The following is a 17,588-nucleotide window of genomic DNA, read 5'->3' as shown; positions in this document are numbered from 1 at the left end:
TGTCCTTACTTGCTCGACGCAGCGGAAGCTGCGGGCTTCGTGGGGGCGGCGGGGGTCTTCTCCTCGTCGCTCGCTTCGGCTTCGATCTTCGCCTCGGTCTCAGCGTCGGACTCGACGGTGTGCTCGGGGACGATCGTGTCGTCGGCGGCGGCTTCGTTCTCCGCGGCGACCGCGTCGGCGTCGTTCTCTTCGACCGGGAGGTCGGCGGCGGGCTCCTCGGCTGCGGGAGCCTCGGTCGCTGCGGGGGCCTCGGTCGCTGCGGCGTCGGCCGCGGGAGCAGCGTCGGCGGCGGGCGCGTCGGCCTGTCCGAGCAGTTCAGCCTCCCACGCCGCGAGGGGCTCGACGGGAGCGTCGGCCTCGTCGGGCTTCTGGTGACGCTGGATGAGACCCTCTGCCGCAGCATCCGCGATGATGCGGGTCAGCAGACCGACCGAACGGATGGCGTCGTCGTTGCCCGGGATCGGGTACTGCACGTCGTCGGGGTCGCAGTTGGTGTCGAGGATCGCGATGACCGGGATGCCGAGCTTGTGCGCCTCGTCGATCGCGAGGTGCTCCTTCTTGGTGTCGACGATCCAGATCGCCGACGGGGTCTTCGTGAGGTTGCGGATTCCGCCGAGGCTGCGGTTGAGCTTCACGAGCTCACGCTTCTTGATGAGGAGCTCCTTCTTGGTGAAGCCCTTCGTGGTGTCGTCGAAGTCGAGCTCTTCGAGCTCCTTCATGCGCGCGAGGCGCTTCGAGACCGTCTGGAAGTTGGTGAGGAGCCCACCGAGCCAGCGCTGGTTCACGTAGGGCTGGCCGACGCGCTGAGCCTGCTCGGCGATGGAGCCCTGAGCCTGCTTCTTCGTTCCGACGAAGAGGATCGTTCCGCCGTGGGCGACGGTGTCCTTGACATAGTCGTAGGTCTTGTCGATGTGGGCGAGCGACTGCTGCAGGTCGATGATGTGGCTGCCCGAGCGCTCGGTCAGAATGAAGCGCTTCATCTTCGGGTTCCAGCGACGGGTCTGGTGTCCGAAGTGGACACCGCTGTCGAGCAGCTGGCGAATGGTGACAACGGCCATGGCCGTCTCCTTTTCCGGCAGGGCGAAGCCCGCCAACTCAGTTTGTCGTCGCGGCCGTGTGGCGCGATCCCTGGTGCCCTGGCGCACATCCGCACCGGCGACGGACGAGTCCGTCGGAGAGTGACTGAGTGGATGTGGCGGCCGGATGGGCACGCGTAGTCAGCGCGCACGCGCGCTGCGAGGGCAATACTAGCACCGGTCCTGCAGAACCGGCGCGGTCGCCGGGTATCCACGGACGGACGCCGCGAGCATCTTCCGACGGCCGCCCGGGCCGAGACTCGGTGCCATGTCGCTCCCGTCCCGCCTCGCCGAGGTATCCCGGCTCAGCCTCGCCGCGACGGCACTCGTGTGCCTCGCGATCGTGGGGGCTTCACCGCCCCCGTCGGTGCGCGGCGGGGCGGGAGAGGCTGTCTCGCTCACCGTGCCGGGCTCGGACCCGTCGAATCGGGGCGAGCCTGGGAGGTGGGCGTGGCCGGCGCCCTCCCCCCACGTCATCGTGCGCGAGTTCGTCGCGCCGGCGACGGCATACTCGGCCGGGCACCGCGGCATCGATGTCGGGGCTGCCGAGGGGGCCGAGGTCACGGCACCCGAAGCGGGAACCGTGCACTTCGCCGGCGTCGTCGTCGATCGACCCGTCGTGTCGATCAGACACGCCGACGGGCTCGTGTCGAGTTTCGAGCCCGTGGACCCGTTGGTGTCTGAGGGCGACATCGTGGCGCGGGGGCAGCAGATCGGCACGCTCGAGGCCGGCCACTGCGCGGCACCCTGCCTGCACCTGGGGGCGAGGCTCGACGGAGCATACGTCTCGCCGCTCCTCTATCTCACGGGGATTCCGAGAGCCGTGCTCCTGCCGACCCGCCCGCTCGAGTGACCCCGCTACGCCCGGGGGTGCGCGGAACGGTAGCTGTCTTTGAGTCGTTCAGTGGAGACATGCGTGTAGATCTGGGTGGTGCCGAGGCTCGCGTGTCCGAGCATCTCCTGCACGGCGCGGAGGTCGGCACCGCCGTCGAGGAGGTGGGTCGCCGCGGTGTGACGGAGCGTGTGCGGCCCCGACGATCCGGAACCGGGGAGGTCGGCGAGCATCCGGGCGACGACGCGATAGACGCTGCGCACTCCCAGGCGGCGCCCCTGCGATCCGATGAACAGTGCGGGCTCGATGCGGGGGCGATCGCTCGCCTCGGGCAGGAGGGTGGGGCGCGCGTCGACGAGGTAGCGCTCGACGGCGGACTTCGCCGGCACGCCGAACGGAACGACGCGCTCGCGCGAGCCCTTGCCGGTGACGCGCACCGTGAGCCTCGCCATGTCGACGTGGCGCACGTCGAGACCGGCGAGCTCGCTCACGCGCAGCGCCGACGCGTAGAGCAGTTCGACGATCGCGACGTCGCGGATCGACTCGGGGTGGCCCGTCGCCGCGCGCTGCTCGAGCACCTCGAGGCACGCGTCGACCTGATCGCGAGTCAGCACCCGCGGAAGGTGGTTGTCGGCGCTCGGGGCTTTGAGTCGCACACCCGCGTCGGTCGGCGTGTGCCCCGCTCGCATCGCCCACGCGGTCAGGGCTCGAGCCGACGCGGATCGCCTCGAGAGGGTCGCGCTCGTGAGCCCCCGCTCCGATGCCCGCCACAACCAGTCGCGCAGCACCTCGAGGGTGACGTCGCTCGCGCTCGCGACGGCGTGTTCGGCGGCGAAGTCCACGAGGTCTGCGAGGTCGGATCGGTAGGCGCGCGCGGTGTTCTCGCTCAAACCGCGCTCGACCACGAGATGGGTGGCGAATTCGTCGACGGTGCGCTCGAGGGCGGTCGCGCGCATCGGTTCCCGCTCGACGGTCATCGGGTGCCGCGCATCATCGGTCTGTCGTCACGGCGCGGTCACCGGTTCTCGATGTCGGCGACGGTCACGGTGGATGCCTTGTTGGAGAAGACCTCGAGCCTCTCGTCGGGGGTCATCGCCGCGATGTTGCGCAGAAAGGTCTCGCTGAATCCGCTCACGATGGGCGAGTCGCCGATCGGCACGACGGAGTGCACGACGCGGTCGTCGTAGACGTGCACGAGGTTGAACGCGCGCCCGCCGTCGACTCCCGCGAAGGTGCCGGCGAGGGCGCTCAAGTCGAGGGTGTAACACGTCGCAGAGGCGACACTCACGGGCACCCCGGCGAAGGTGCTGTGCGTCGTGTAGTGCAGGTGGCCCCCGAGGATGCCTCGCACGTCGGTGTCACGGATGACGTCGGCGAGTTCGTGCTGCCGCTGCAGTTCGAGAACGCTCATGAGGTCGATGGATGTCGGGATCGGCGGGTGGTGGAGGGCGAGCAGGGTGCCGTGCGGTGCGGGCGTCGCGAGTTGTTCGCGGAGCCACGCGAGCTGATCGGCGGCGAGTTCACCGTGGTGGTAGCCGGGCACTGTCGTGTCGAGCACGATGACGCGGAGCCCGCCGAGGGTGTGCACGCGGTCGTAGGGTGCGCCGGGATCGGTGGCGCCCGAGTCGTTCAGGAGGTGGGAGCGCAGGAGGTGGCGCTCGTCGTGGTTGCCCATGACCCAGATGATCTCGGCACCCAGGCGCGCGGCCGCCGGTTCGACGATGCGGCGGAGTCGGTCGTAGGCCTCGGGTTCGCCGAGGTCGGTGAGATCTCCGGTGAAGACGATCGCTTCGGGCGCGGTTCCGGATCTCTCGAGTTGGCTGAGCGCGAGCTCAAGGGTGCTCTGCGTGTCGACGGCCCCGTGCAGCGGGCGGTTGCCACCGAGGAAGTGGGTGTCGCTGAAGTGGGCGATGACGTGCGCGGGAGCGGCTGGCGTTGCGGGGTGCTGTCCGATGCTGGTCACGCGACCAGAGTAGACGCGGCCGCCGTCACCGCACCCAACCACGCTCGACGCGGCGCACGACTCCCTCCAGGTCGAGGGTGCCGAGCACTCCGCGAACCGTGTCGACCGCGAGGCCGCTGCGCGCGGCGATGTCGTCGACGGTGCGCGGCGACCTCGAGGTGACAGCGTCGAGCACGCGGGTCTGCTCGGCCGACGGTCGGTCTCCGTCGCTGCGGCGGCCCCTACGGCTGTGCGCCTCGCCGGCCGTAGCCGTGTCGGGCTCGGAGTGCAGCTGGGACTCGAGGGGCGCGAGTTCGGCCATCTCCTCCGCGCTCGTGACGCACACGGCGTCGAACTCGCGGATGAGTCGGTGGCACCCCGCAGACGCCGCACTCGTGACGGGCCCGGGCACCGCTCCGAGGGGCCGACCGAGGGCGGCCGCGTGGCCCGCCGTGTTGAGGGAGCCCGACCGCCAGCCCGCCTCGAGCACGATGGTGGCGCCGCTCATCGCCGCGATGATCCTGTTGCGCTGCAGAAACCTCCACTTCGTGGGCGACGACCCGCACGGGAGCTCGGAGACGACCGCCCCCGATTCGACGATGCGTGCGAGGAGGGCGTCGTGTCCGCTCGGGTAGAACCGGTCCACTCCCCCGGCGAGCACGGCGATCGTCTCGCCCGAACTCGCGAGCGCGGCTCGGTGCGCCATCCCGTCGACCCCGTAGGCGGCTCCGGAGACGATCGTGTATCCGCGATCGACGAGCCCCGCGGATGCCTCCATCGTCACGTGTTCGCCGTAGTTCGTCGCGGCACGCGCGCCCACGAGGGAAATGGATGAGGCGTGGGTCTCGAGGGTGGTCTCCCTTCCCCGCATCCACAGCGCGATCGGGGCGTGGTCGCCGAGGTCGTCGACTCCCGTAGGCCAACCGGCGTCTCCCGGGCGGACGAGGCGCACGCCGTAGCGTTGCGCTTGCGTGAGGGAGGTCAGAGCGGTCGCCGACACGACGCGCGGCCGCCAGCGGGCGAGGGCCGCCGCGAGGTCGTCCGTCGACACCGAGCTGGGTGCGACGGAATCCGCGACGGCGGCACGGTCGGCGGCACGGTCGGCGGCACGGTCGGCGAGCCTCTCGGCTAGCTTCTCGACGGGCCACGCGTCGACGACGGCGGTGAGGGCGGGAGCCGCACCGAGCACCCTCACGAGCACGCCGGCCACACGGTCGCCGGGTTCGGCGATGCCTGTCCAGGTCGCGCGAGCGAACCTGTCGGCGATCTCGTCGCGGTCGGGAGAGCGCAGCACCGCGGCATCCGCATCGAGTCCGTTGTCGGGGATGACCGCGCGCACGAGGGGTGCGACGACAGCCTCGGTGAGTCCGAACATCGTCATGACGCCATGGCCTTTCGCAAGTAGAGCGCGCGCCCGATGTGGTCGGCGCCGGGGAGGGGGGATCCGTCGAGGTCGCTCAACGTCCAGGCGACGCGCAAGACGCGGTCGTATCCGCGCATCGTGAGCCCGCCGCGCTCGAGGGCGCGATCGATCGGCGCCGTCGTCGTGGTGCCGAGCCTCATTCGCGGCGACCGCAACCACGCGCCGGGTACGTGGCTGTTGAGCTGCCACCCTGTCGTGGCGAGGCGCTCACGGGCGCTTGCTCGCGCGGTCACGACGCGCGCTCGAGCGTCGGCCGAGCGGGACCGCGGCGCGTCGTCGACGAGGCGGAGCTGCGCCGAGGTGATGCGGTGCACGCGCAACTGGATGTCGATGCGGTCGAGGAGCGGGCCGGAGAGCCTCGCGAGGTAGCGGCGTCGCGAGTGCGGTGGGCACGTGCACTCGGCGTCGCGGTCTCCGAAGTGACCGCACGGGCAGGGGTTGGCGGCGAGCACGAGCTGGAACCTGCCCGGGAAGTGCGCGACGGAGTTGGCCCGGTGGATGCTGATGACGCCGCTCTCGAGGGGCTGACGCAGGGCGTCGAGAACCGACGACGCGAACTCCGGGGCTTCGTCCATGAAGAGCACACCGTGGGAGGCGCGGGCCGCAGCGCCCGGACGGATCGTGCCGCTCCCTCCCCCGATGATGGAGGCGGCGGTAGCCGTGTGGTGCGGGGATTCGAGCGGGGGCCGCGTGCGCAGTGACGTGCCCACGGGCATCCCGACGAGCGACCGCAGGCAGCTGACTTCGAGGGCAGCGTCGGTGTCGAGGTCGGGGAGGATCGAGGGCAGCCGGGAGGCGAGCATCGTCTTGCCCGAGCCCGGCGGGCCGAGCATGAACATGTGGTGGCCACCCGCCGCCGCGACGAGCAGTGCTTCGACAGCGTCGTCGTTGCCGATGACGTCGGCGAGGTCGAGCGAGTCGTCGTCGCTCGGAGGCCCGGTGTCGACGGAGAGCGGAACCGCCTCGACGGGGACGGGGTCGAACTCTCCCCCGTGCCAGATGGCGGCGTCGCGCAGCGAGGCGACCCCGACCACGCGCACCCCGGGAACGAGGCTCGCTTCGTCGGCGTTCGCCTTCGGCACCATGACCGTCTCGGCGCCCGCTCGCGCGGCCGCGAGAACGGCCGGCAGGATGCCCGGGGTGGGCCGAAGTCGTCCGTCGAGCCCGACCTCGCCGAGATGCACAACCCGCTCGACCGATTCGGCAGACACCGTCTGACCGGCGGCGAGGGCCGCAAGCGCGATGCCGAGATCGAACGCCGACCCGTGTTTCGGCAGGGCGGCAGGCGAGAGGTTGATCGTGAGCTTGCGGGTGGTGAGCTCGAGCCCCGAGTTGGCCGCGGCCGCGCGGACCCGATGCTGGGCTTCGGACAGGGCACTGTCGGGCAGTCCGATGATCACGAACGCGGGCAGCGCACTCGAGATGTCGGCCTCGATGTCGACGATCGCTCCCGCGAGTCCGAGCAGAGACACCGCCCTCGTGCGCGCGACGGCCATCAGAACACCCCCTCGAGGTGGTCGACGACGGGCTCGGCCCCCGAGGGCGCGATGACCGCGACGGCGTCGATGCGGATGTGCGCGCCTCGGCCGCCCGCACCGGGGTGCGCCTCGCACCATGCTCCCGCGAGCCGGCGCAACCGCGCGAGCTTGACGGTCGTGATCGCCTCGAGCGGATGCCCGAAGAGCGAACTCGACCTCGTCTTGACCTCGACGAACACGATCGTCGAACCGTCTCTCGCAACGACATCGATCTCGCCGAGCGGGCACCGCCAGTTGCGCTCGAGGATCGTGAGCCCCTTGCCGCTCAAGTGGGCTGCCGCGAGGTCTTCACCCCGCCTGCCGAGCTCGTCTTTCGCCGCCATGAGCACCTCCGCGATCGAGCGTGGCGGAGGTGCGGCGCGCCTGGCGGCGCCGAACTCGCAGCGGAGGCATCCGCCGGGCTAGGCCGACCTGGGGAGGAAGGGAACGATCGGCGTGCGCCCTACTCGTCGAGCGCGAGATCCTTGGGCAACTCGAGCTCCTTCGACGAGAGCTCCTCGACGTTGACGTCTTTGAACGTCAAGACCCGCACCGATTTCACGAAGCGGTCGGAGCGGTAGACGTCCCACACCCACACGTCGTTCATGGTGAGCTCGAAGTAGAAGTCGTGCTCGGTGTCTTGCCTCACGAGCGCGACGTCGTTGGCGAGGTAGAAGCGGCGCTCCGTCTCGACGACGTAGCGGAACTGCGAGACGACGTCGCGGTACTCGCGGTAGAGAGCGAGCTCGACCTCGCGGTCGTAATCCTCGAATACGTCGTCGTCCATGCTGCGGCAATCCTACGCTTCGCGCAGCACGTCGACCGCCGCGCCCGCAACGCCTCGCGAATCGCTCAGGACGCGAGAGCCACGGTCGTGGGCGCGGTCGTGGGCGCCGCCGACTTGAGCCACGAGCGGCGGTGCAGGTCCGTCGCACCGAGCCGTGCGATCGCGTCGAGGTGACGGGCGGAACCGTAGCCCTTGTTTCCCGCCCACTCGTAGCCGGGGTGCCGGGCATCCGCCTCGATCATGAGCCGGTCTCGCGCGACCTTCGCGATGACGGATGCCGCGGCGACCGACGCGCAGTCGCGGTCGGCTTTGACGCAGAGCTCCACGAGCACCGGCGCTCGAAGGGCGGGGTTGAGCCAGTCGAAGGCTCCGTCGAGAAGCACGATCGACGACGAGATGTCGGCTCCGGCAGCGTGGAGTTCGAGCAGCCCGCGCCGCCCGGCGAGGCCGAGCGCGGCCGAGAGACCGATCTCGTCGACCTCGCGGGCCGTAGCCATGCCGACCGAGCAATAGCGTGCCCACGCGTGCGCGAGCGGGGCGAGCTCTTCTCGGCGCTTCTCGCTCAGCATCTTCGAGTCGCGCAGGCCCGCGGGGATGGGGTCGACCGCCGTGTCGACGAGGGCGAAGCCGACGGCGACGGGGCCCGCGAGTGCCCCGCGACCGACCTCGTCGCAACCGATCACGAAGCGGTGGCCGTCGGAGTGCAGTCGAGCCTCGAGGTCGAGGGTCGGATCCGCCACCGCCACGTCAGTCGCCTGCGGGGTCGACGCCGCGGAAGGTGTCGGGGTAGTTGTCGAGCCAGCTCCAGTGACTGATCGGCCACGAGACGACGAAGGCGCGCCCCACGACGTTGTCGATCGGCACGAACCCGAGTGCGGGCGGCTGAGGGTTGTAGCGCGAGTCGCGCGAGTTGTAGCGGTTGTCGCCCATGACCCAGAGCGAGTTCTCGGGCACCGTCACCTCGAAGTCGTCGAACGAGACCTTGGTCACGCCGTCGGGCAGATCGAGGTAGGGCTCGTCGAGGGGGACCCCGTTGACCTCCATCTGGCCGAGCTCGTTGCAGCACGCGACGACGTCGCCGGGCAGACCGATGACTCGCTTGATGAGGTGGTCGTTGCTGTCGGAGGCGCTGAGCCCCACGAGGGTCAAGAACCAGTCGACGGCACCCGCGACGGGGTTGACCTCGGGCTCGGGGCGATCGGGCAACCACCCGCCCGGATCGCGGAAGACGACGACGTCGCCGCGCTCGATGTCGATGGCTGCGGGCACGAGCTGGTTGACGATGATGCGGTCGTTGATCTGCAGGGTGTTCTGCATCGACGAGGAGGGGATGTAGAACGACCGGATGAGGAACGTCTTGATGCCGACGGAGACGATGATCGCGATGAGGAAGATGACGGCGATGTCTCTCACGAAGAGCAACACGCCTCGCGAACGACTGTCGGATGGGCGATCGGCCGCCTCGTCATCCCGGGTCGCGCCCGCGGGCCGCGACGAAGGATCTGTATCTGTCATTAAACCCCTGAGCTCCCCTCCATCGTACGCGGAGGGGAGCTCAGGGTGATGCTGGGGGAAGCGTCAGCGCTTCTCTTTGATCTTCGCCTTCTTGCCGCGCAGGTCGCGCAGGTAGTACAGCTTCGCGCGACGGACGGCGCCGCGGGTGACGACCTCGATGTGGTCGATGACGGGCGAGTGCACGGGGAACGTGCGCTCGACGCCGACCTGGAAGCTCACCTTGCGAACGCAGAACGTCTCGCGGATGCCCTCGCCCGAGCGGCCGATGACGACGCCCTGGAAGACCTGGATTCGCGAGCGCGTGCCTTCGACGATGTTCACGTGCACCTTGACGGTGTCTCCCGCGCGGAAGTCGGGGATGTCGTTGCGCAGTGACGCGGCGTCGACGTGGTCGAGAATGTGCATGGCTGATTCGCTCTCTGTGACCGCCACGGGTCGATCACTGTTCAGGTGAAGCTGGAGTGTGTGAGTGTGCAGTGACGGTTCGACCGTCAGCGCGGACCCCCCTGTGGCAGGGCCGAGCAATGGCACAAGGGGTTATTCTGCCACAGAACCGCGCTGCACCGCTACGAACGCGAGCTGCTGGATCCCGAAGGCGGGTCGATGCGGATGACGTCGCCGTCACCCCGCGCGAATCGGGTCGCCTGATACTCCCCCGCGGGCACCGCCGTCTGATCGAGCGACGCGAGAACCGTTTCGACCCGCTTGCGCGCCGCGGTGATGAGCTGCCACACGGCGACCCAGAACACGGCGACCGTCACGAGGAAGAGCACGCCGGCGAGGAGGCCCGCGAAGAGGGAGTCGGCGACGGCGATCGCCACGCCGTAGCCGATCGCCGTGAGGTACCACGCCGAGAGGGCGCCGACATCGATCCACGAGAGTGTTCGTGTCGATCGCACCGACTTGCGACCCCACGTGAGGAAGAGGACCGCGACCATCGCGATCGCGAGGGTCGGCCAGATGACGAAGACGAGGGCGCCGATGGCGCCGACCCCCTCGGTCGCGATCGATCGGGCGACGACGATCCAGAGCGGAACCGCGATGATCGCGGCAATCTGCACGTAGTAGAACGCTCGACGAAGCCACATGGTGCCAGGGTACGCGTCGAAGCGGGGAGAATGGGGGGATGATCGAGCTGCGCACACCGAAAGAGATCGACGAGATGCGGGCCGCGGGCTCCTTCGTCGCCGACGTCCTCACCGAGCTGACCGCGGCGACCGCCGTCGGAACGAACCTGCTCGACCTCGACCGCCTCGCGCACCGCAGGATCACTGAGCGCGGTGCCGAGAGCTGCTACATCGACTACCACCCGTCGTTCGGCGCGAGCCCGTTCGGCAAGGTGCTCTGCACCTCGGTCAACGACGCCGCCCTGCACGGTCTCCCCTTCGACTACGTCATCCGCGACGGTGACCTCGTGAGCCTCGACTTCGCCGTCTCGGTAGACGGCTGGGTCGCCGACAGCGCCGTATCGTTCGTCGTCGGAACCGCGAAAGCGGAAGACCTCCGGCTCATCGACGTCACGCAGAAGTCGCTCGACGCCGGCATCGCGGCCGCGGTCGTCGGCAATCGCGTCGGCGACATCTCTGCGGCGATCGGCGCCGTCGGGCGCGGTGCGGGCTACGAGGTCAACACCGATTTCGGTGGACACGGGGTGGGTCGCACGATGCACGGCGACCCGCACATCGCCAACGACGGTCGCCCGGGGCGCGGGTTTCCCCTGCGGGCGGGCCTCGTCTTCGCGATCGAGCCGTGGCTCATGCAGTCGACCGGTGAGATCTTCACCGATCCCGACGGCTGGACGCTGCGGTCGATGGACGGATCACGCGCCGCGCACGCCGAGCACACCGTGGCCATCACGGATGACGGCCCCGTCGTTCTGACCGCCCGCTCGAGCTAGGCGGGTAGGGGCTCTACTCGGGCGGAAGCAGGTCGGGACGCACCCTCCGAGTGCGCTCGAGCTGTTGGTCGCGCCGCCACTGCGCGATCGCCCCGTGATTGCCGCTCAAGAGCACGGGCGGCACCGCTCGACCACGCCACTCGGCGGGTTTCGTGTAGCTCGGGTACTCGAGCAAGCCGTCGCTGTGGCTCTCTTCGACGAGACTCGCGGGGTTGCCGACGACACCGGGGATGAGCCTGCCGACGGCCTCGATCATGGCCATGGATGCGACCTCCCCGCCGTTGAGCACGTAGTCGCCCATGCTCACGAGCCGCACGCGCGCCCGCGTCGAGGCGTAGTCCACGACGCGCTGGTCGATGCCCTCGTATCGGCCGCAACCGAAGACGAGCTGGTGCTCCGTCGCGAGCTCGACGGCCATCGCTTGAGTGAAGCGTTCCCCCGCGGGTGACGGGAAGATGATGACGGGGTCGGCGATGCCGCGTCCCTCGCTCGCGTAGAGGATGTTGTCGATCGCGTCGCCCCACGGCTCGGGGCGCATGACCATGCCCGCTCCCCCGCCGTAGGGGGTGTCGTCGACGGTGCGGTGCCGGTCGTAGGCGTAGTCGCGCAAGTCGTGCACGCCGAGTTCGATCCGGCCCGCCTTGCGAGCCTTGCCGAGGAGCGAGACGTCGAGCACCGAGAAGAACTCGGGAAAGATCGTGACGATGTCGATGCGCATCGCGAGCGATCAGGTGGGCTGGTCGGCCGGAGGTGCCGTATCGACGGGTGCCGCCTCGACGGGTGCCACTTCGGCAGGCTCGGCGGTCGACTCCGACTCCGGCTCCGGCTCCGGCTCCGGCTCGTCAGGGAGCTCCTCGAAGAGACCGGGAGGCGGTGTCACGGTCACGGTGCCCGCGGCGATGTCGACGGCGGGAACGATGGCCTTGACGAACGGCACGAGAACGTCGCCCGACTCCGTCTTCACGTGCAACAGATCTTGCGCGGGCAGATGGTCGACGAGCGTCACTCGACCGATCGTCACACCATCACGCACGACCGCGAGCCCGACGAGCTGGTGGTCGTACCACGCATCCTCTTCGTCGGGGCTCTCGGCGAGGTCCTGGTCGACCCACAGGATGGCTTTGACGAGAGACTCGGCGGCATCGCGGTCGGGAACATCCTTGAAGAATGCGACGGCGTGAGAGTTGTACCACTTGAGCTCGACGAGCTCGATGGTCTTGCCGTGCCACGAGGAGCTCGTGGGCACTTGCAGCTGAAACACGGCGCCCGGAACGAAACGTCGTTCCGGGGCATCCGTGTAAAGCTCGACCTTGATCGCGCCCTTGAGCCCGTGGGCCTTGGTGAGGCGACCGACCCGCAACTGGGTCTTGTTCGACGGCGCTGGACTAGAAATCGGTGTCCACCACGTCGACACGCACTCGCTTGCCGTCGGCGATAGCCGAGACGAGGGTGCGCAGCGCTTTCGCCGTGCGACCGGCGCGACCGATCACGCGACCGAGGTCCTCGGGATGCACGCGCACCTCGAGCACATCTCCGCGGGGGGAATTCTTCTCGACCACGCGCACCTCGTCAGGGTGATCGACGATCCCCTTGACGAGGTGCTCGAGTGCGCCAGCGAGCACTGACTACGCCTTGTCGGCGTCGCCGGCGGGAGCGTCGACCGACTCGGTCTCCGCTTCGGCCTCGGCGGGTGCAGCGGGTGCCTCATCGGCCTGGGGCGCGGGCGCGGGCGCCTCAGCCTTGGGCTTGAGCACGGCCTTCTTCTTCTCGTCGGCCTGGAAACCGACCTTGGGCTCCTTGACCTTGACGGTGCTCTCCGAAGCGCTCTTGTCGCCCTTGAAGATGCCCCAGTCGCCCGTGAGCTTGAGAAGCGCGGCGACCTGCTCGGTCGGCTGAGCGCCGACGCCGAGCCAGTACTGCGCGCGGTCGGAGTCCACCTGGATGACCGAAGGCTCTTCGGTCGGGTGGTACTTGCCGATCTCTTCGATGACACGGCCGTCGCGCTTGGTGCGCGAATCGGCGACGACGATGCGGTAGTAAGGAGCGCGGATCTTTCCCATGCGCTTCAAACGGATTTTTACAGCCACAATTCTCCTGAATCGATTTGAGTGATCGAACTGATGGCGTGAGCGTGGGGGCACACTCGACACGAGCTCTGAGGGAATCCATTCGCCGCCTGATTAGAGGGTCGGGCGGGCGAGGACTCGACTGACCATTCTGTCAGAAAAACGACGACACCGCCGAACACGATCGTCGGGCGACGCGCAAACCGCCGCGCGACTGTCAGGATGAGGGCACCGCTCGCGACCGATCGGTCGCAGTCACGACGGAGGGCACGCTGGTGCAGATCGAATTCGCGAGGTCCGACCGCTCCACTCTCGGCATCGAGTGGGAGCTCGCCCTCGTCGACCACGCAAGCGGCGAACTCGCCCCCGCGGCGCCCGAGATCCTCGCTGCCGTGGAACCGGATGACGGCACCGCGAACCCGCACATCACCGCCGAGCTGCTCACCAACACGGTCGAGATCGTCACGGGCGTTCATCGCACGGTGGGGTCCGGCGTCGCCGACCTCGCGCGCAGCCTCGACACCGTCCGCACCATCGCGGAGCCGATGGGCGTCGACGTCATGTGCGCGGGCACCCACCCGTTCAGCCAGTGGTTCGCGCAGCAGGTGACCGACAAGGAGCGCTACGCGACCCTCATCGACCGCACGCAGTGGTGGGGCCGCCAGCTCATGATCTGGGGCGTGCACGTGCACGTGGGTGTCGAAGACCGCGAAAAAGTGCTTCCGATCATCAACGGGCTGCTCGCGTACATCCCCCACTTTCAAGCGCTCTCCGCCTCGAGCCCCTACTGGACGGGCGAATCGACGGGCTACGCGTCGAGTCGCGCGATGCTCTTCCAGCAGCTGCCGACCGCGGGTCTCCCCCCGCAGTTCCAGGCGTGGGCGAACTACGAGGCCATGGTCGACGACATGACGCACGTGGGGGTCATCGACCACTACAACGAGCTGCGGTGGGACATCCGCCCGTCGGCGCGCTGGGGAACGATCGAGATGCGCGTGTGCGACGGCATGGCGACCCTCGAGGAGGTCGGCGCGATCGTCGCGCTCACACAGTGCCTCGTCGAGGAGTTCTCGACGACTCTCGACGACGGACACGAGATCCCGACGATGCCTCCGTGGTTCGTTCGCGAGAACAAGTGGCGTGCGGCGCGGTACGGCCTCGACGCGATCATCATCCGCAACGCGTCCGGCGACGAAGCGCTCGTGACCGACGACATCCGCGCCATGCTCCCCCGCCTCGAGCCGATCGCCGAGAGGCTCGGGTGTCTCGAGGAGCTGCGCTGTGTCGAACGCATCCTCGACCGGGGCGCGAGCTACCAGCGCCAGCTCGCCGTCGCCGAGAGCAACGGCGGAAGCCTCAAGGCCGTTGTCGCCTCGCTCGTGCGCGAGCTGCGCGACGGCCTCTGACGCGCGCCGCGAATCCCGCGCAGCCCCGCCCCGCCCGGCTCCAACCCGAGCAGCCCCGCCGAGCCCCGCCGAGCCCCGCCGAGCCCCGCCGATGTACGCAGTTTCCGCGAGCGTGCGCCGGATCCGGCGTACGCTCGCGGAAACTGCGTACAGGGGGGTGCTAGGCGTTCTTCGCGTCGCGCCAGGCGAGCCAGTCGTGCACGGGAGCCAGATCGTAGTCGGGGCCCGAGAGACCGATCGTGAAGAGCGTCGTGCCGCGATCGTGCAGCTCGTCTGCCGTCTCGACGGTGCGCCCCTTGAGCTCGTTCGAGATCTCGATGTCGCGGATGTCGCGGCCCACCTCGGAGCACCACGAACCGAGCACGCCGAGCTTGTGCTCGAGCGCCGGCACGTCGGCGAAGCTGTGCCAGATGTCGGCGTGCGTCGCGACGATCTTGAGGGTCTTCTTCTCTCCCCCGCCGCCGATGAGCACGGGGATGTCGCGGGTCGGTGCGGGGTTGAGCCTGGCCCAGCGCTCCTCGATCACGGGAAGCCCCGCAGCGAGGGCATCGAGTCGCTGGCCCGCCGTGCCGAACTCGTAGCCGTACTCCTCGTAGTCGCGCTCGAACCAGCCCGACCCCGTGCCGAAGATGAAGCGGCCCGTGCCGCCCTTCGCGCTGATGTGGTCGATCGTGCGGGCCATGTCGGCCTGGAGGTTGGCGTTGCGGTAGCTGTTGCAGTTGACGAGCGCCCCGAGCTCGACGCGGCTCGTCTGCTCGGCGAGCGCCGCGAGCATCGTCCACGACTCGAAGTGCAGGCCGTCGGGTTCGCCGAAGAGGGGAAAGAAGTGGTCCCAGTTGAAGAGGATGTCGACGCCCGCGTCTTCGAGGGCGGCCGCGGTGTCGCGGATCTTCTCGTATGACGCGTGTTGGGGCGCGATCTGCACGCCGATGCGGACGGGACGCTGAGCTGAAGTCATTCCCGCATACTAGGCGCGCGACCCGCAGGGCAGGTCAGCGCCCGAAGTCAGCGCCGAAGATCAGCGCCCGAGGAACTTCTGCAGCGAGGCGAGCTCCTCTTCGGTCGGGCCGCCCGACGACCCCGTGCCGCCGCCGAGCCCGAACCCGGTGCCCGCGGGGGCTCCCGACGGCTTGGTCCCCGCCGCGAGTGCGGCGTTCTCGGCCGCACGCTTGGCCGGGTTGCCCGACTTCGAGCCCTTCTTCTTGGGCTGGCTCTTGCCGCGGCCACCGCCGAACCCCGCTCCCGGGATGGGGCCCATCCCCGGCACCTGCGGCACTCCGCCCTTGGCGACGGTCTTCATCATCTTGGCCGCCTGGTCGAATCGCTGCACGAGGGCGTTGACCTCGGTCACGGTCGTTCCCGACCCTCGCGCGATGCGCACGCGACGCGACCCGTTGAGGAGCTTCGGCTGGCGTCGCTCCTGCAGGGTCATCGATTGGATGATCGCCTCGGTGCGGGTGATCTCCGACTCGTCGAAGTTGTCGAGCTGCTCGCGCATGCCTTTGGCTCCGGGGAGCATGCCGAGCATGTTCTTGAGCGAACCCATGTTCTTGAGCTGCTGCATCTGCGCGAGGAAGTCTTCGAGGGTGAAGGTCGCCGTCGCGAGCTTCTCGGCGACCTTGCGCGTCTCTTCTTCGTCGAAGTTCTGCTGCGCCTGCTCGATGAGCGTGAGGATGTCACCGAGGTCGAGGATGCGACTCGCCATGCGGTCGGGATAGAACGGCTCGAAGTCGTCGAGCCCCTCTCCCGTCGACGCGAAGATGATGGGGCGACCCGTGACGGAGGCGACGCTCAGGGCCGCTCCTCCGCGCGCGTCGCCGTCGAGCTTCGAGAGCACGACCCCGGTGAAGTCCACGCCGTCTTGGAACGCCTTGGCCGTGGCGACGGCGTCTTGACCGATCATGGCGTCGATGACGAAGAAGACCTCGTCGGGGTCGACGGCCTTGCGGATGTCTGCGGCCTGCTTCATGAGGTCGGCGTCGACTCCGAGGCGCCCGGCCGTGTCGACGATGACGACGTCGTACTGCTTGTCTCGCGCGTACTTGACGGCGTCTTTCGCGACGCGCACGGGGTTGCCGACTCCGTTGCCCGGCTCCGGTGCGAACACGTGGGCGCCGGCCTGTTCGCCGACGACCTGGAGCTGGGTCACGGCGTTGGGGCGCTGGAGGTCGGCCGCGACGAGCATCGGGGTGTGGCCGTCTTTCGCGAGGAACTTGGCGAGCTTGCCCGCGAGCGTGGTCTTTCCGGCACCCTGGAGGCCCGCGAGCATGATGATGGTCGGGGCCGTCTTCGCGAACCGGATGCGGCGCTGCTCACCACCGTCGAGGTCACCGCCGAGGATCGTGACGAGTTCGTCGTTGACGATCTGGACGACCTGCTGGGCCGGGTTGAGCGCTTTCGAGACCTCGTCTCCGAGGGCGCGCTCGCGCACGCGCGCCGTGAAGTCTTTGACGACCGTGAGGGCGACGTCGGCGTCGAGCAGAGCGCGACGGATCTCGCGCACGGTTCCGTCGACATCCGCGGGGCTCAGTTTTCCTTTGCCGCGGAGGTTCTTGAAGGTATCGGCGAGGCGATCTGTGAGGTTTCCGAAGGTGGCCATGGTGAGTCGAGTTTAACCCCGTCGCGGTGCGACGGTCACCCGGTGCCGGGAGCCCTCGACCGGGGTCACTCCTCGATGAGGCGGCGCCCCAGGCTCACGGAATCGTCAGGGCTGTAGCCGATCGCCTCGTAGAACCCGACGGCGTCGGGGTTGTCGGCGCGCACGAGGAGGTTGAGCTTGGGGCATCCGAGAGCCGTGAGCCGTCGCTCGAGCTCGGCCATCATGCGGCGTCCGAATCCCGAACCGCGGTGGGCGGGCGACACGGCGAAGTAGTAGACCCAGCCGCGGTGCCCGTCGTATCCCCCCATCGCCGTGGCCACGACCGCACCGTTGTGCGATCCGACGAGAAACAGCTCGGGTCTCTCGGCGACGCTCCGCTCGATGTCGCGGTAGGGGTCGTTCCACGGGCGGGTGAGGTCGGTCTCGCGCCAGAGGGCCACGACGGCCTCGGTGTCGTCGGTGCGGTAGCTGCGGATGATCACGGCTCCCACGTTATCGGCGCCGCACCCCCAGAGCGGGTCAAACCCC

Annotated in this window: 21 protein-coding genes; 3 read left to right on the top strand and 18 right to left on the bottom strand. The window is 69.0% G+C overall.

Going from position 1 to position 17,588, the window contains the following annotated elements; genetic code table 11:
- Positions 1 to 5 precede the first annotated feature (5 nt).
- On the bottom strand, positions 6 to 1,058 hold the full coding sequence (rpsB, locus tag ACLHG5_RS01440; protein ID WP_411315974.1) for a 30S ribosomal protein S2: 1,053 nt from the start codon (positions 1,056 to 1,058) through the stop codon (positions 6 to 8).
- Positions 1,059 to 1,344: 286 nt separating this feature from the next.
- Between rpsB and ACLHG5_RS01435 the strand changes: the two genes are divergently transcribed.
- Positions 1,345 to 1,929, top strand: coding sequence for a M23 family metallopeptidase (locus tag ACLHG5_RS01435; RefSeq protein WP_411317655.1), 585 nt, complete (start codon positions 1,345 to 1,347; stop codon positions 1,927 to 1,929).
- Between the two features lie 5 nt (positions 1,930 to 1,934).
- On the opposite strand, the gene ACLHG5_RS01430 is transcribed toward ACLHG5_RS01435, so the two are convergent.
- From ACLHG5_RS01430 to ACLHG5_RS01385, 10 genes are all read right to left on the bottom strand, one after another.
- Positions 1,935 to 2,885, bottom strand: a complete 951-nt coding sequence (locus ACLHG5_RS01430) for a tyrosine recombinase XerC (protein ID WP_411317654.1) — start codon at positions 2,883 to 2,885, stop codon at positions 1,935 to 1,937.
- Between the two features lie 38 nt (positions 2,886 to 2,923).
- A complete protein-coding gene (locus ACLHG5_RS01425; RefSeq protein ID WP_411317653.1) occupies positions 2,924 to 3,871 on the bottom strand; it encodes a phosphodiesterase in 948 nt (315 codons plus the stop codon).
- Between the two features lie 25 nt (positions 3,872 to 3,896).
- Positions 3,897 to 5,231, bottom strand: coding sequence for a DNA-processing protein DprA (gene dprA, locus ACLHG5_RS01420; protein WP_411317651.1), 1,335 nt, complete (start codon positions 5,229 to 5,231; stop codon positions 3,897 to 3,899).
- Positions 5,228 to 6,769, bottom strand: coding sequence for a YifB family Mg chelatase-like AAA ATPase (locus tag ACLHG5_RS01415; protein ID WP_411315980.1), 1,542 nt, complete (start codon positions 6,767 to 6,769; stop codon positions 5,228 to 5,230). The genes dprA and ACLHG5_RS01415 overlap by 4 nt, the downstream gene beginning before the upstream one ends.
- Complete coding sequence (locus ACLHG5_RS01410; RefSeq protein ID WP_411317649.1) at positions 6,769 to 7,134, bottom strand: YraN family protein; 366 nt, start codon at positions 7,132 to 7,134, stop codon at positions 6,769 to 6,771. The genes ACLHG5_RS01415 and ACLHG5_RS01410 overlap by 1 nt, the downstream gene beginning before the upstream one ends.
- A gap of 119 nt (positions 7,135 to 7,253) precedes the next feature.
- The gene (locus ACLHG5_RS01405; protein WP_411315982.1) at positions 7,254 to 7,577 is read right to left on the bottom strand and encodes a DUF2469 family protein; all 324 of its coding nucleotides are present in this window, start codon (positions 7,575 to 7,577) and stop codon (positions 7,254 to 7,256) included.
- A gap of 65 nt (positions 7,578 to 7,642) precedes the next feature.
- Positions 7,643 to 8,323: a ribonuclease HII gene (locus tag ACLHG5_RS01400; RefSeq protein WP_411315983.1), complete on the bottom strand. Its 681-nt coding sequence runs from the start codon at positions 8,321 to 8,323 to the stop codon at positions 7,643 to 7,645.
- A 1-nt stretch (position 8,324) separates the two neighbouring features.
- Positions 8,325 to 9,092 carry a signal peptidase I gene (lepB, locus tag ACLHG5_RS01395; RefSeq protein ID WP_411315984.1) on the bottom strand — a complete coding sequence of 256 codons (768 nt, stop codon included), beginning with the start codon at positions 9,090 to 9,092 and terminating at the stop codon, positions 8,325 to 8,327.
- Between the two features lie 63 nt (positions 9,093 to 9,155).
- Complete coding sequence (gene rplS, locus ACLHG5_RS01390; protein ID WP_411315986.1) at positions 9,156 to 9,497, bottom strand: 50S ribosomal protein L19; 342 nt, start codon at positions 9,495 to 9,497, stop codon at positions 9,156 to 9,158.
- A gap of 161 nt (positions 9,498 to 9,658) precedes the next feature.
- Entirely contained in the window at positions 9,659 to 10,180 is a 522-nt protein-coding gene (locus tag ACLHG5_RS01385) for an MFS transporter (RefSeq protein ID WP_411317647.1), read from the bottom strand.
- Positions 10,181 to 10,218: 38 nt separating this feature from the next.
- Between ACLHG5_RS01385 and map the strand changes: the two genes are divergently transcribed.
- Positions 10,219 to 10,989 carry a type I methionyl aminopeptidase gene (gene map / locus ACLHG5_RS01380; RefSeq protein WP_411317645.1) on the top strand — a complete coding sequence of 257 codons (771 nt, stop codon included), beginning with the start codon at positions 10,219 to 10,221 and terminating at the stop codon, positions 10,987 to 10,989.
- Positions 10,990 to 11,002: 13 nt separating this feature from the next.
- Here the strand turns inward: map and trmD are convergent, their stop codons facing one another.
- The 4 genes from trmD to rpsP are packed head-to-tail and all read right to left on the bottom strand — an operon-like array spanning position 11,003 to position 13,076.
- The gene (gene trmD, locus ACLHG5_RS01375) at positions 11,003 to 11,707 is read right to left on the bottom strand and encodes a tRNA (guanosine(37)-N1)-methyltransferase TrmD (protein WP_411315989.1); all 705 of its coding nucleotides are present in this window, start codon (positions 11,705 to 11,707) and stop codon (positions 11,003 to 11,005) included.
- A 9-nt stretch (positions 11,708 to 11,716) separates the two neighbouring features.
- Complete coding sequence (rimM, locus tag ACLHG5_RS01370; protein ID WP_411317643.1) at positions 11,717 to 12,349, bottom strand: ribosome maturation factor RimM; 633 nt, start codon at positions 12,347 to 12,349, stop codon at positions 11,717 to 11,719.
- 25 nt (positions 12,350 to 12,374) lie between these two features.
- Positions 12,375 to 12,611 (bottom strand): RNA-binding protein, encoded by a 237-nt coding sequence (locus ACLHG5_RS01365; RefSeq protein WP_411315991.1) that lies wholly within the window; start codon positions 12,609 to 12,611, stop codon positions 12,375 to 12,377.
- A gap of 3 nt (positions 12,612 to 12,614) precedes the next feature.
- Entirely contained in the window at positions 12,615 to 13,076 is a 462-nt protein-coding gene (rpsP, locus tag ACLHG5_RS01360; protein WP_411317642.1) for a 30S ribosomal protein S16, read from the bottom strand.
- Positions 13,077 to 13,330: 254 nt separating this feature from the next.
- On the opposite strand from rpsP, the gene ACLHG5_RS01355 reads away from it, so the two are divergent.
- Positions 13,331 to 14,461 (top strand): glutamate--cysteine ligase, encoded by a 1,131-nt coding sequence (locus ACLHG5_RS01355; protein ID WP_411317641.1) that lies wholly within the window; start codon positions 13,331 to 13,333, stop codon positions 14,459 to 14,461.
- Positions 14,462 to 14,621: 160 nt separating this feature from the next.
- Here the strand turns inward: ACLHG5_RS01355 and ACLHG5_RS01350 are convergent, their stop codons facing one another.
- From ACLHG5_RS01350 to ACLHG5_RS01340, 3 genes are all read right to left on the bottom strand, one after another.
- A complete protein-coding gene (locus tag ACLHG5_RS01350; protein WP_411315994.1) occupies positions 14,622 to 15,419 on the bottom strand; it encodes an LLM class F420-dependent oxidoreductase in 798 nt (265 codons plus the stop codon).
- 60 nt (positions 15,420 to 15,479) lie between these two features.
- The gene (gene ffh / locus ACLHG5_RS01345) at positions 15,480 to 17,060 is read right to left on the bottom strand and encodes a signal recognition particle protein (protein ID WP_411315995.1); all 1,581 of its coding nucleotides are present in this window, start codon (positions 17,058 to 17,060) and stop codon (positions 15,480 to 15,482) included.
- Between the two features lie 65 nt (positions 17,061 to 17,125).
- Positions 17,126 to 17,542 (bottom strand): GNAT family acetyltransferase, encoded by a 417-nt coding sequence (locus ACLHG5_RS01340; protein ID WP_411315996.1) that lies wholly within the window; start codon positions 17,540 to 17,542, stop codon positions 17,126 to 17,128.
- Positions 17,543 to 17,588 lie beyond the last annotated feature (46 nt).

Origin of the sequence: Marisediminicola sp. LYQ85, assembly GCF_046600695.1 — a bacterium.
Lineage (GTDB): Bacteria > Actinomycetota > Actinomycetes > Actinomycetales > Microbacteriaceae > Marisediminicola.
Note: the sequence above shows the minus strand (reverse complement) of the source record. Positions and strands in the feature narration are given on the sequence as shown.